Source organism: Hyphobacterium vulgare (genome assembly GCF_042643335.1).
Classification (GTDB): Bacteria; Pseudomonadota; Alphaproteobacteria; order Caulobacterales; family Maricaulaceae; genus Hyphobacterium; species Hyphobacterium vulgare.
Genome location: NZ_JBHRSV010000005.1, coordinates 25,441 through 38,178, shown reverse-complemented (window position 1 = coordinate 38,178; position 12,738 = coordinate 25,441). Strand labels below are relative to the sequence as shown.

The 12,738-nt window shown below is 66.3% G+C and carries 14 protein-coding genes; 8 read left to right on the top strand and 6 right to left on the bottom strand.

What is annotated here, in order from left to right; translation table 11 throughout:
* Position 1: 1 nt before the first annotated feature.
* Both ACFOOR_RS05635 and ACFOOR_RS05630 read right to left on the bottom strand, forming a co-directional pair.
* Complete coding sequence (locus ACFOOR_RS05635; protein ID WP_343165401.1) at positions 2-2,167, bottom strand: primosomal protein N'; 2,166 nt, start codon at positions 2,165-2,167, stop codon at positions 2-4.
* 83 nt (positions 2,168-2,250) lie between these two features.
* The gene (locus ACFOOR_RS05630; RefSeq protein WP_343165346.1) at positions 2,251-2,814 is read right to left on the bottom strand and encodes a hypothetical protein; all 564 of its coding nucleotides are present in this window, start codon (positions 2,812-2,814) and stop codon (positions 2,251-2,253) included.
* Between the two features lie 233 nt (positions 2,815-3,047).
* Here ACFOOR_RS05630 and ACFOOR_RS05625 point away from each other — a divergent pair, with 233 nt between their 5' ends.
* From ACFOOR_RS05625 to ACFOOR_RS05605, 5 genes are all read left to right on the top strand, one after another.
* Entirely contained in the window at positions 3,048-3,680 is a 633-nt protein-coding gene (locus ACFOOR_RS05625) for a DUF484 family protein (RefSeq protein ID WP_343165345.1), read from the top strand.
* The gene (locus tag ACFOOR_RS05620; RefSeq protein ID WP_343165400.1) at positions 3,620-4,609 is read left to right on the top strand and encodes a tyrosine recombinase XerC; all 990 of its coding nucleotides are present in this window, start codon (positions 3,620-3,622) and stop codon (positions 4,607-4,609) included. The genes ACFOOR_RS05625 and ACFOOR_RS05620 overlap by 61 nt, the downstream gene beginning before the upstream one ends.
* Positions 4,610-4,677: 68 nt before the next feature.
* Positions 4,678-5,286 carry a hypothetical protein gene (locus tag ACFOOR_RS05615; protein WP_343165344.1) on the top strand — a complete coding sequence of 203 codons (609 nt, stop codon included), beginning with the start codon at positions 4,678-4,680 and terminating at the stop codon, positions 5,284-5,286.
* 70 nt (positions 5,287-5,356) lie between these two features.
* Positions 5,357-5,974, top strand: coding sequence for a hypothetical protein (locus ACFOOR_RS05610; protein ID WP_343165343.1), 618 nt, complete (start codon positions 5,357-5,359; stop codon positions 5,972-5,974).
* Positions 5,971-6,276 carry a winged helix-turn-helix domain-containing protein gene (locus ACFOOR_RS05605; protein WP_343165342.1) on the top strand — a complete coding sequence of 102 codons (306 nt, stop codon included), beginning with the start codon at positions 5,971-5,973 and terminating at the stop codon, positions 6,274-6,276. The genes ACFOOR_RS05610 and ACFOOR_RS05605 overlap by 4 nt, the downstream gene beginning before the upstream one ends.
* Here the strand turns inward: ACFOOR_RS05605 and ACFOOR_RS05600 are convergent, their stop codons facing one another.
* Both ACFOOR_RS05600 and lpdA read right to left on the bottom strand, forming a co-directional pair.
* Positions 6,277-6,840 (bottom strand): GNAT family N-acetyltransferase, encoded by a 564-nt coding sequence (locus tag ACFOOR_RS05600; protein WP_343165341.1) that lies wholly within the window; start codon positions 6,838-6,840, stop codon positions 6,277-6,279.
* 172 nt (positions 6,841-7,012) lie between these two features.
* On the bottom strand, positions 7,013-8,419 hold the full coding sequence (gene lpdA, locus ACFOOR_RS05595; RefSeq protein WP_343165340.1) for a dihydrolipoyl dehydrogenase: 1,407 nt from the start codon (positions 8,417-8,419) through the stop codon (positions 7,013-7,015).
* A gap of 143 nt (positions 8,420-8,562) precedes the next feature.
* Between lpdA and ACFOOR_RS05590 the strand changes: the two genes are divergently transcribed.
* The gene (locus ACFOOR_RS05590; RefSeq protein WP_343165339.1) at positions 8,563-8,820 is read left to right on the top strand and encodes a hypothetical protein; all 258 of its coding nucleotides are present in this window, start codon (positions 8,563-8,565) and stop codon (positions 8,818-8,820) included.
* Here ACFOOR_RS05590 and ACFOOR_RS05585 read toward each other — a convergent pair.
* Positions 8,817-9,266, bottom strand: a complete 450-nt coding sequence (locus tag ACFOOR_RS05585) for a hypothetical protein (protein WP_343165338.1) — start codon at positions 9,264-9,266, stop codon at positions 8,817-8,819. The genes ACFOOR_RS05590 and ACFOOR_RS05585 overlap by 4 nt on opposite strands.
* 227 nt (positions 9,267-9,493) lie before the next feature.
* Here ACFOOR_RS05585 and ACFOOR_RS05580 point away from each other — a divergent pair, with 227 nt between their 5' ends.
* Positions 9,494-10,627 carry an Acg family FMN-binding oxidoreductase gene (locus ACFOOR_RS05580; RefSeq protein WP_343165337.1) on the top strand — a complete coding sequence of 378 codons (1,134 nt, stop codon included), beginning with the start codon at positions 9,494-9,496 and terminating at the stop codon, positions 10,625-10,627.
* 19 nt (positions 10,628-10,646) lie between these two features.
* Positions 10,647-11,138: a MarR family winged helix-turn-helix transcriptional regulator gene (locus tag ACFOOR_RS05575; protein ID WP_343165336.1), complete on the top strand. Its 492-nt coding sequence runs from the start codon at positions 10,647-10,649 to the stop codon at positions 11,136-11,138.
* Here the strand turns inward: ACFOOR_RS05575 and odhB are convergent.
* On the bottom strand, positions 11,135-12,712 hold the full coding sequence (gene odhB / locus ACFOOR_RS05570; protein ID WP_343165335.1) for a 2-oxoglutarate dehydrogenase complex dihydrolipoyllysine-residue succinyltransferase: 1,578 nt from the start codon (positions 12,710-12,712) through the stop codon (positions 11,135-11,137). The two genes, ACFOOR_RS05575 and odhB, sit on opposite strands and share 4 nt — an antisense overlap.
* Positions 12,713-12,738: the final 26 nt, after the last annotated feature.

Genomic DNA, 12,738 nt, shown 5'->3' with positions numbered 1-12,738 from the left:
GTCAGACGAAACTGTAGGGTTCGACGTCGAATGTCACGCGCACGGACGGCGGCTGCTTCACACGTGCCCGCCACGCGCCGAGATAAGCCGACAGGTCGACACTTCGTTCCGCCCGGACGAGCAGACGCCGCCGCCAGCGGCCGCGGATCACGCCGTAGCGCGGCTCCGCCGGACCCCAGATCGTGATGCCGTCGGCATTCGGCGCGCAGCGCGCCACCTCGGCGGCCGCCCGTTCGGCCCGGTCCTCCGACTGCGCGGAAATCATCACCGAGGCCAGCCGGCCATAGGGCGGCAATTGCAGCATCTCCCGGGACGCCCGTTCGACATCGAGAAAGGCATCCCGGTCGCCCGCGACCAGTGCGGCGATGGCTTCATGTTCGGGGTCGTGGGTCTGCAGCAGCGCCCGTCCCGGCTTGTCGGCGCGGCCCGCCCGGCCCGCGACCTGCACCAGTGTCTGATAGGTCCGCTCCCCTGCGCGCGGGTCGCCGCCAGCCAGACCGAGATCGGCATCGACCACGCCGACCAGGGTCAGGTGCGGGAAGTTGTGACCCTTGGCGGCGATCTGCGTGCCGACGAGGATGTCGATCTCGCCGCGCTCCATGCGGTCGACCAGCTGTCGCACCGCTTCGGCGCCGCCCGCCATGTCGGACGAGAAGAGCTCGATCTTCGCACCCGGAAAATGCGCCGCGGCCTCTTCCGCGATCCGCTCGACACCCGGACCGACACTGGTCAGCGAATCCCGCGCCCCGCAATTCGGACAGACGTCGGGCTTCGGCATCGAAAAGCCAGTCAGATGGCACACCAGCATGCCGGTGAACCGGTGCTCGACCAGCATGGTCTGCGTGTCCGGCGCGGTCATGCGGTGTCCGCAGTCCCGGCACAGCACCAGGGGCGCATAGCCCCGGCGGTTGAGGAAGAGCAGCACCTGCTCCCCGGCGGCCAGCGTGTCCTTCATGGCTGCGACCAGCGGATCGGACAGCCAGCGCCCGGAAGGCGGCGCATGCTGGCGCAAATCGATGGTCTCGATCCGCGGCAGGACCGCCGTCCCCACGCGCGACGGCAGCGGCACATGGACATAGCGGCCCGAGCGCGCATTCACGAGGCTTTCCAGAGACGGTGTTGCCGAGGCCAGCACCACCGCTGCCCCGTCGATCTTCGCCCGCGCCACGGCGAGGTCGCGCGCCTGGTAGATCAGCCCGTCGGATTGCTTGTAAGTCGGGTCGTGTTCCTCATCGACCACTGCGAGGCGCAGATTCCGGAACGGCAGGAAGACGCTCGACCGCGCCCCGATCACGATGCGCGCGCGGCCTTCATTGATCTCGCGCCACACCCGGCGGCGTTCCTTCGGCGGCAGGCCGGAATGCCAGACCGCCGGATCTGCGCCGAAGCGGTCGGTGAAGCGTTTCAGGATCGACTGCGTCAGCGCGATTTCCGGCAGCAGCACCAGCACCTGGCCATTGGCCGCGCTCTTCAGCGCTTCGGCGATCGCCTCGAAATACACCTCGGTCTTGCCCGACCCCGTTACCCCGTCGAGCAGGGCGCACTGGAAGCCGCCCGCGCGGACCAGGCGTTTGAGCGTGTCGGCCGCGCCCGCCTGCAATTCCGACAGGTCGAGGCCCGGCCGTTCTGGATCGGGGTCCGGGAAGGGCGGATCTTTTGGAAGGTCGAAGCCTTCGAGCGCCCCGGCCTCGACCAGTCCCTTGACGACGCCGGAACTGACACCCGCCTCGCGGGCAATCTCGGCCGCGGTCGGCGCCTCGAGCGCGGACATCGCGTCCAGCACCTTTTCCCGCGCCGGCGTCATCCGCGCCGGCGGGCGGCCCGTCAGCCGGTAGACCGTGTCGGTCGGCGAGGGCATCAGCGAGTCCTCGCCGCGCAGGATGGTGCGCAGCACCATGCCCGGCGACTGGACGAGATAGCGCGCCGCCCAATCGACGAAACGCACCGTTGTGTGGCTGAGCCCCGCCGCATCGTAGCGCTGCGCGACCATCTTCAGCGCCCGCTTGCCGTCATCCTGTTTCAGGTCCCAGACCACTCCGCGCGCTGCCCGCGAGCCCAGCGGAGCCACGACATGGTCGCCGATCGACAAATCCATCCCCTCCGGCACCGCATAGTCGAAGGCTTCCGGCAGCGGCAGCGGAAACAGGATCGACGCGCAGACTTTCAGCGTGGGCACGGCAGCGGGTCCGTTCGGAGGTGACTCGGCCGTCAGTCTAGACCCGGCCGGCCCCTTGAACGAAGCCCTGTCGGTCATCCTTCGACGAGTTCGCGCACCCAGGTGTAGGTCCGGCCCGGCATCCATTCGCCATCGCCCACACGCCGCTCCGTGCGGGTCACATGCTCGTCCTGCCCGGTGATGATGAAGATGTGAGCCTCGGTTCGCACTTGGCCGCCCGGTGAGGAGAAGACCTGCTCGCTGCGGATCGTGGTCTCGTCGACCTGCCGGGTCGGCCCGACACCCAAGCCGCCGCCCCAACCCGTTTGCATGAGCATCGCTTCGTGAGCGACGGGATCCCAGAACCCGTTGAAATGCCAGAAATCGACGCTCTCTTCGCCGCCGGTCACTCCGAATAGGCGTGCCGACATTGACGTCCCGCCGAATTCCGGCCGGAAGACGATGACATAAGCATCTGCGGTTTCTTCATCCGACCTGTACTCCGAATTGTCGGCGACCCAGCGACCGCCATCGCGCGTCATGTAGTCGACGTGTTCGAGATACCAGTCGGGAACAGCCGCGCCGGTCGGCGTGTCATCCTGGGCTTCGGCAACGCTGCCGAACGCAAGAGCTGCCAATGCTGCAATCAGAGTTTTCATGTCCGCCTCCGGCATATCCTGTCGCCAGGATAGCGGCCTGCATCCGCCGTGAATTGTACAATCCGGACAGCAATGTCACGCCTGCGTGATGCGGTCTGCAATCCGATAGGCCGCGTTAGGGGAATCCCAACCCCCGGGCGCTAGCGTTTCCGCACAACAATCGGAAAACCGATGGTGGGGAAATGGAAGCAAACTCGAACGCGCGCGGCCAAGCCGCGAACGGCGGATACGACATGGCAGCCATCCGTCAGGCCCTGATGGACAATCCGGACTGGGTCCGTCACGACCCCGAGCTGATGCAGCGCATCGCCGGAGCCGGGCTCGGCGGCAATGTCGTCGATTTCAACGCCGTGGTGCGTGACCGCCTGCTTGCGGAGAACCGCCGCCTCAGGGCATCGCGGGAGTATATGGCCGAGACAGCTCGCGCCAATCTCGCCCTGATGGGGCGGACCCAGGTTGCAGCCCTGTCCGTGATGGATTGCGCCGATCTCCCCGATCTCGACACCTTGCTTGCCACGACCTTGCCGGTCTCGCTTGGCGTCGATGCCGTCGCGGTTCTGACCGAGGGCGTCACACCCCTCGCCGGTTCGCTGGCGATCCGCCCCGCAGCGCCGGGTTTCGCCGATCAGCTTCTGGGTGACGACAACGACTATACCGGAGAGATCTCCGGGCCGACCGCCCAGGCGGTGTTCGGCCGGCCGATGGGGTCGCAAGCGCTCGCCCGCCTCGATTTCGAGGGCGTGGCGGGCCTGCTCGCACTCGGCAGCCGCGACGCGGACATGTTCGAACCCGGTCAGGGAACGGAATTCCTCAGCTTCCTGGCCCGCGCGATGGAAAGGCGGATGACGCCCTGGCTGAAGGACTGACCATTTCCGCCGCGTCCGCGCTGGCGCTCTATCTCGATCACCTCGCCGGTGAGCGCCGGGCAAGCGCACGCACGATCGAGGCCTATGGCCGGGATCTGGGCGGCTTTCTGACATTCATGACCGATCACCTCGCGGAGATGCCGGACCTGCGCGCCCTTTGCGCGCTCAAGGCTGCCGACTATCGCGCCTGGATGGCGGCGCGGCGGCGCAATGGCCTGTCCGCCCGCTCCCTGGCCCGTGAGCTGTCGGCCGTGCGCGGCTTCTTCCGCTACGTTCAGCGGCGCTGGGGTCTCGACGCGCCCGGCCTCCTCGTCGTCGAGGGGCCGAAGCTGCCGCGCTCGAAGCCGAAGCCGGTCTCCGAGGAGGCGGCAGCGCGATTGCTTGACGAGGCCGGTCTGTGCGGCGGCGAAGCCTGGGTTGAGGCGCGCGACGCTGCGCTGGTCGCCCTCCTCTATGGCTGCGGCCTGCGGCTGTCTGAAGCCTTGTCGCTGACCGGGGCGGACACGCCCTTGCCGCAGAGCCTGCGGATCACCGGAAAGGGGAGCAAGACGCGGATCGTGCCGGTGCTTCCCGCCGTCCGCGCGGCAGTCGAGACCTATACCAGCCTCTGCCCCTTTGAACGGACGAAGGACGCCCCGCTCTTTCGCGCCGCGCGCGGCGGTCCGCTCGGGCCTCGCGCGGTCCAGAAACTCATGCAGACATTGCGCTCGCGGCTGGGGCTTGGCCCGTCGGCGACGCCGCATGCCCTGCGCCACGCTTTCGCAACGCATCTTCTTGCCCATGGCGCGGATTTGCGGTCGATACAGGAATTGCTCGGCCATGCCAGCCTGTCGACAACACAGGTCTATGCCGACATCGAGCCAGCCCGCCTGATGGCGGTCCATGCCGCTGCGCACCCGCGATCCCGCGGCAGGGCGCGCACCATCTGAACGCCTTCATGCGCAGTTCATGGCGACACGCCATAGTTCGCCGAAACCCAGCAACAGGACGCTGATCCATGCTCTCGCTTGTCTCCGCCCTTCTCCTCGCCGCTTCGTTGAACGTGCAGCAGGCGAGTCCCCAGGCGGCCGACGAAATCGCCGGTAATTTCGATGACGGAGTCGAATCCCCTGAATCCTGGGCGGATGGCCTGGTCGGATCGCTGATCGACATCGCGGACATCGCCTCGCCCGAAGGCCGGATCACGATCGACGATCCGGCGGGCATGGCCGACGACCTGGCCGACATCATGAGCGCCATCTGGCCCACCCTGCAGCAGGGCGACGGCAATAACGGCGAATTCGGACTCAGCTTCGATCTGCACGCCTACGCGGCCGGCGAAGCCCGGGCCGGTGACGAGATGTGTCCGGCCGGCAGCGAAGGCGTGGCCTATGAAGGCCCGTTCGAGGATGCCGGCCCTGGCACGACGGTGCGGGTCTGCCGCGGATTCGAGGAAACGCCGGAAGGCGACTTCTACGGCCAGGCCATCGTGCTGAACAACGGACCGCACGAAGGTGTCTTCATCTTCACCCTGCTCACGACCAATGACGAAACCGCCGAACCGATCGCCGATGCCGGTGCCCTGATCAGCGAGCGGCTCGCCGCTTCTGTCCGGTTTACGCGCTGACCGCGCCTTGTGGGCTTGCCAACCGCGCGGAATCCAGTAGCTTTGATTTATAAAGTTATTGGAGGGCATCATGTCGACGCATGCCGAACAGGATATCGCCTGGCTGAAATCGCTCGCTGAGTCGGGTGCGACTGCGCCCCTGATCGGCGGCCGGTACCTCTTGTTGTGGGGCGGCCTCTCGGCGATCGCCTGCATCCTGCACGGCAGCGTCTACGCCGGATGGCTGCCGCTGCAGGGAGACCGCGTCGGACTGATCTGGCTGGTCTATGGCATGCTGGGCGGCACAGCCTCCGCCTTCATCGGGCGGGGCCTGGCGGCAAAGCCGGGGGCCACGTCCGCAGGCAACCGCGTGTCGCGGGCGGCATGGACGGCCGTGGGCCTGGGCATATTCGCTTATGTGATGGCCATTCTGGCCTGGACGCTCTTCTTCGGCGCACCCGTCACCCTGTTCGACTCGATCCTGACCATCGCCTTCTTCGGCTATGCCTTTGCCTTCGCCGTCACGGCCGCGCTCGCGGCGCAAAGATGGCTTTACCTCCCGGCCCTTGTCTCCGGCGCCGCCGCAGCCGTGACCCCGCTGCTCTACGGCACCTCCTGGCTCTATTTCATGGCGGCGGCAGTGATCGTGGCAACCGCAGTCCTGCCGGGTCTGGCCATGGTTGCGCGGGAGCCGAAGGCGATTTCATGAAGGCCGGAGAATTCGATGCCGGCGCGCTCGACGACGTCATTCATTCCAAGCTGAGGCTGGGCATCATGGCCTATCTCTCGGGCGTGGAGTCCGCGACATTCGGCGAGCTGAAGGAGCGGACGGGGGCCACCGACGGCAATCTTTCGGTCAGCCTCCGAAAGCTCGAAGACGCGGGCTATATCGTGATCGACAAGCGTTTTGTCGGCCGCCGCCCGCAGACCCGGGCCTGCCTCTCAGGTGCCGGCCGCGACGCGTGGCTGGCCTATCTCGACCAGATGCGCAGCCTGCTCGGCGGCGGCTGATCAGGCCGCCGCAGCCCGGCGCGGACGCTCGTAACGCACGACGGTTTCACCCTCGCTCGCGTCTTCGAACGACTCAGTCTCGACAAAACCGGTCTTCTCCAGAACGCGCTGCGACGCGGTCAGGTGCGGCAAGGTATGCGCGATGATCCGCTTCACGCGAGGATCGGACTCGGCCCACTCAAGCAGGCCCTCGACAGCTTCGGTCGCCAATCCCTGCTCGCGGAAGGACAGCAGCATGGAATAGCCGACTTCGACGCAGCCCTTGTCGTCGGGGGCACCCTTGAACCCGCCGGCCCCGACCAGCCGGTCGGGCTGTCCGGCCACGCCAGGCCAGATGAAGACCCAGGTCAGCCACCCCGCCTGGCGCGGATCGGCTGACAGGCGGTCATTCAGCCAGTCGAGGGTCTCGCCATCCATCAGTTCGGGAGGCCAGACCGCTTCATGACGCACGTGCAAGGCGTCGAAGAAGGCCGCGCGATCTTCGATCTGCAGCCGCGACAGCGACGCATTCAGCGCCACCAGTTTCAGCCGCTTGGTCCGGATCTCGAAATGCCGCTCGGTCATTCTGCCTTCCGCAATTCAGATGCCGCCGCATCCGGTGGAAACGTACAGCCAGACATCCGGGTTCGGTGATCCACCTCATGCCGGCACGTTTGGCCAACTTGGCCAATTTAGCACGGAACAGACCTGATTCTCGTGTAAATTGTTTGTCAGAGAGCCGGGAAATCGCCTGCCGTCAGGCCTGCATCGTCCAGCCTTCAACGCCCATGGCCGCCTGACGAATCGCTTCCGTCATGGTCGGGTGCGGGTGGCTGGTCCGGGCGATATCCTCGGAGGCGGCGCGGAATTCGAGCGCCAGCGCAGCCTCGGCGATCATTTCGCCGACGCCCTTGCCGATCATGTGAACGCCGAGCACCTCGTCCGTCTTCGCATCGGCGAGGACCTTGACCAGACCGTCAGTCTCGTGATTGGCCCGGGCGCGCGAATTCGCCAGGAAGGGGAATTTCCCGACCTTGTATGCGCGGCCTGCCGCTTTCAGTTGCTCCTCGGTCTGTCCGACCGAAGCGATCTCGGGATTGGTGTACACCACGCCCGGAATGGCGTTGTAGTTGACGTGCCCGGCCTTGCCCGCGATGCGCTCGGCACAGGCGACGCCCTCGTCCTCGGCCTTGTGCGCCAGCATGGCGCCATGCGTGCAGTCGCCGACAACCCAGACATTCTCCGCGCCCGTCTGCCAGTGATCGTTGGCGATGAAGCCGCGCCTGTCGGTCTCGATCCCGACCGTCTCCAGTCCGAGGCCCTCCGTATACGGACGGCGACCGATGCAGACGAGTACCGTATCGGCTTCGAGCACCTCTTCCGATCCGCCCGCGGCGGCCTCGGTCGCGACGGACAACTGGCCGCCCGCGCCTTCGCTCACGCCGGTCACCTTGCGGCCGAGCTTGAAGCTCATCCCCTGCTTGGCGAAGATCTTCTGGGCCTGCTTGGCGATCTCGCCGTCCATGCCTGGCAGGATGCGGTCGAGATATTCCACGACGGTTACCTCGGCGCCGAGACGCCGCCAGACCGAACCGAGTTCGAGGCCGATCACGCCGGCGCCGATCAGAACCAGCTTGCCCGGCACCTTTTCCAGTGACAGCGCACCGGTCGAGGAAACCACGCGCTTCTCGTCGATCTCCACGCCCGGCAGCGGCGTCACTTCCGATCCGGTCGCGATGACGATGTGTTTCGTCTTCAGGGTTTGCGTCTTTCCGTCCGCATCCTCGACCACGACCTCGCCCTTGCCGGCGATCCGTCCCTTGCCGCGGATATGGTCGACCTTGTTCTTCTTCAGCAGGCCCGCCACGCCCTTGGTCAGGCCGGCGACCGCCTCGTCCTTGCGGCCCATCATGGTTTTGAGGTCGAACGACAATTCACCGGTTCGGATCCCGAAACCCTCGAAATCCTTCGCCGCCGTCTCGTAGAGTTCCGAAGCGTGCAGCAGGGCCTTGGACGGTATGCAACCGACATTGAGACAGGTGCCGCCGAGCGTTTCCCGCATCTCGACACAGGCCGTCTTCAGCCCCAGCTGACCCGCCCGGATGGCACAGTTATAGCCGCCGGGACCACCCCCGATGATGACGACGTCGTAGCTCTCGGACATGGCGGATTTCCCTTGCGGCAGGCGGGTGGGGGTGCGTTTGCGCGCACCCTACTCCGGAGCGCGCCTTCGTCAATGCACCGGCGCGCCGCGGAACGCTCGCGCGGGCTTGGCGGTTATGAACGCAAGCGATGAAGGAGACACCCATGGCTGTCACCACCCATCCCCCGCAAGCCAAACGCCCGAGGCGAACCCTGTCGCGCGGTATCATCAAGGGCAGCCTGATCGGGGCCGTGCTCGGCCTGCTGGCCGCGGCTGTCCTCGTGCTCTCGCTCGGCGCGGTGCGCCCGATGGAGCAACTGGCCGTGGAGGCCTTCCTCTATCTCGGCTTCGAGGCCGGACTTGCCGGCGCCGTCATCGGCGGACTACTGGCCGGCCTGAGCCGTTTGAGGAATACGCGCTAGCGCAGGATCCCCTTCCCGGCCGCCCAGCGCGCGAACAGGAACTGCACGATCAGAACCGCGAGGATGAAGAGCGAGAATGCCAGTGCGCCCACGCCGCTGATCGCCAGCGCGCCCGCCATGGCGTAGTGATATATCAGCGACACGAGGAAGAGCGCGATCGACAGTCCGGCGAGATGCATCGCCCATTTCATCCGGGCGAGGAACAGGATCGCGCCGATGAACGCCGCAAACACCGCCGCTGCCCACACGCCCGTGAGCCAGGCCGGTAACGCCGTCATATAGGCCTGCTGTTCTGCGCCCATCGCCGCGAGATAGGTCTCGGTCATCAGCCGGTACGAGACGTAGTCGATCACGCCGACGATGTTCCACAATACGAAAAGCACTGAAACGATCCAGAACCAGACCGGAACTCTCGCGCCGGTCGGCGCGGTTTGCATATCAGTCATGGGTCCCTCCCCTTCTGTAGAGGGGGGAGTCTAGGCCAAAAAGGCCGGTAAGCGCACCTTAAACAGACGATTCGGGTCCAATTCCGGCGCTCACATGCGCGTGATCGCTGGCGGCCAGCCGGGTATCGCGGGCATCGCGCGTCCCGGGCAGGGGGCACGAAAAATCACTTGCCAATAAGTTTATCATTAAACTATATATCATTTAACGCTCAACTAATAGGTGGCCCATGCCGTCGCGCCGCACCTTTCTGCTTGTCGCCGGATCATCCGCCGTCATCCTCGCCGCCGGGGCCGCCGGCTTCGCCTTGACCCGCGATCCGCTTCGAGCCCGTCGGCCCTGGCACGAAGCCGGCACCTATCCCGACCCGATGCGCCGGGCCTTGTCCTGGGCCCTGCTCGCGCCCAATCCCCACAACCGCCAGCCCTGGCTGGTCGACATCATCAGCGCGCACGAGGCAGTCCTGCATTGCCAACTCGACCGCCGCCTGCCCGAAACAGACCCGTTCGACCGGCAGATCACGATCGGGCTCGGCGCCTTTCTCGAACTCTTCCGGATGGCGGCGGCCGAAGACGGATTGTCGGCGCAATTCGACCTGTTTCCCGACGGGTCGGGACAGGATGGACTGGATGCGCGCCCGGTGGCCCGTTTGCGGCTGGAGCCGGGTGGCCGGTCCGATCCGCTTTTCGTTCACGCTCCCGGTCGCCGCACGAACCGGACGGCTTACGACCTCGCCCGGCCGGTCCCCGCTGCCGTCCTGGACGCGATCGCTGCGGCGCCGGACGGACGGGTGGAAAGCGGCTGCATCGACGACCCGGCCGAAGTCCAGACTCTGCGTGATCTGTGCTGGCAGGCCAGCGAGATCGAGCAGCGCACGCCCCACACCTGGCAGGAAACGGTGGATCTGATGCGGATCGGCAAGGCCGAGATCAACCGAAATCCCGACGGGATCGCCCTTCCCGGGGCGATGCCCGACCTCCTGCGCATGACCGGCCTGATGACCCGGGAGACGATGTCCGACCAGGGCAGTCTCGCCTACCAGCAATCCCTTGATCTCGTTGAAAGCTGGGCGCGCACCGCCATGGCTTTCATCTGGCTGCGCACTGCGGGCAATACGCGTGAGGAGCAGATCCGGTCGGGAGCCGCCTATTTGCGTGTGGCGCTTGCCGCCGAACGTGAAGGCATCGCAATCCAGCCCATGAGCCAGGCGCTTCAGGAGTTCCCGGAAATGGCGGAACCCTATGCCGAGATTCATCGCCGGCTCGCCCCTGAGGGCGGCACGGTGCAGATGTTCGCCCGGCTGGGCTATGCCGCGCCCGTCCCGTCCGCCCCCCGCTGGGGTCTGGAGACACGGCTGCGTTGACCGCGCTAGGGTCGTCATCATGACCGATTCCCCCGCCACGCCAGGTACGGTCTACGAAGCGCTGGTGCAGATCGGGATCATCGACCAGCTGGCTTCCAGTGCGCTTGAACGTGTTTTGCCCGACGGACTGCGGCTGGCGCATTTCACGCTGTTGACCCACCTGTCGCGGCGGGGCGGCGCCTGGAGTCCGGCGCGGCTGGCCAACGCCCTTCAGGTCACGCGCGGCGCCATCACCAATACCGTGGCGCGCCTCGAAAGCCGCGGACTGGTCAAGGTGACGCCCGACCCCGATGACGGGCGCGGCAAGATGGTCCGCCTCACCGGGGCCGGTGCCGAATTGCATGCCCGGGCCATCGCGGCGGCCGTTGAACGGCTCTCCGTCCTTTCGGACCGCTTCACCCAGAGCGAGTTCGAGGCGGTCTTGCCCTTCCTCAATGCGTTGCGCGACCTGCTCGACCGCGAACGCCCGCAGTGGAATGAGGCGTCAGGCCGGGCCGAGCCGGAACGCTAGAGGTCCAGCACCAGGCGCGCCGGGTCTTCCAGCGCGTCCTTCACCTTGACGAGGAAGGTGACCGCCTCGCGGCCGTCGACAATGCGGTGATCATAGCTCAGCGCCAGATACATCATCGGACGGACCACGACCTGACCCTTTTCCGCGACCGGGCGGTCCTGGATCTTGTGCATGCCGAGAATGCCGGATTGCGGCGCGTTGAGGATCGGCGTCGACAGGAGCGAGCCGAAAATCCCGCCATTGGAGAGCGTGAAGGTCGCGCCCTGCATGTCATCGATGCCGAGCTTGCCGTCGCGGGCGCGCTTGCCGAGATCGATGATCTCCTTTTCGATATCGGCCAGCGACTTGGTATCGCAGTCGCGCAGCACCGGCACGACGAGGCCGCGCTCGGTCGAGACCGCCACGCCGATGTCGTAGTAATTCTTGTAGATGATGTCCTCGCCGTCGATCTCGGCATTGACCGCCGGGAGTTCCTTGAGGGCATTCACGCAGGCCTTCACGAAGAAGCTCATGAAGCCGAGCTTCACGCCGTGCTTTTCCACGAAGGCGTCCTGGTGCGTCTTGCGCATCGACATGATCGCGCTCATGTCGGCCTCGTTGAACGTGGTCAGCATCGCCGCCGTGTTCTGGGCATCCTTGAGACGGCGCGCGATTGTCTGGCGCAGACGTGTCATCTTCACCCGCTCCTCGCGCGGACCGGTTTCGCGCGCAGCCGGCTTCGGCTTCTCGGCGGCCGGTTCGCGCTTGGCTTCCGCCGAGGACGGAGCCGTCGCGCCGGATTCCAGCGCCTTCAGCACATCGCCCTTGGTCACGCGGCCATCCTTGCCGGAGCCCTCGACCTCACCAAGGTCGACATTCTTTTCCTCGGCCATGCGCGTCGCGGACGGCATCGCCTTGACCTCTTCGGCGGCGGGCGCCTCGGCCTTGGCCTCCTGCTTCGGTGCGGCCTCGGCGGGAGCCGGCTCTGCCGGCGCCTCGCCGGTGCGAATCCGCGCGATCACGTCGCCGGGGGTCACGACATCGCCTTCGTCGGCAAGCCGCTCGGCGAGGATGCCGTCAGCCGGGCAGGGCACTTCGACCGCAACCTTGTCGGTCTCGATCTCGACCAGCGCCTGGTCCTTCTTCACCGCCGCGCCGGCATCCACCAGCCAGGCCCCGACCGTGCCCTCCGACACGCTCTCGCCCATTTCGGGGATGGTCGCATCGACCATGTCGCCATTGCCGGTTTCTGCCTTCGACATCGCGTTGTCCGCCTTCTTCTGTTCGGGCTGCGCGCTCGATTGCGGCGCGGCGTCATTTTTGGTTTCGGTCTTCTCTTCTGCCTTTGCGGGCGCAGCGCTTCCGCCGCCCAGTTCGGCCAGCTTGGCACCGATTTCGACGGTTTCGCCTTCCCGCGCGACGATTTTCGTCAGCGTGCCGTCTTCATCGGCGCGGACCTCGATCGACACCTTGTCGGTTTCGAGCTCGACGAGGATGTCGTCCTTCTTCACCGCGTCGCCCTCGGCAAAATTCCAGCTGCCCACCGTGGCTTCGGAGACGGATTCGCCCAGCTGGGGTACGGTGATGTCGGTCATGTCGTGCGTCCTTCGGGTTCGGGGCA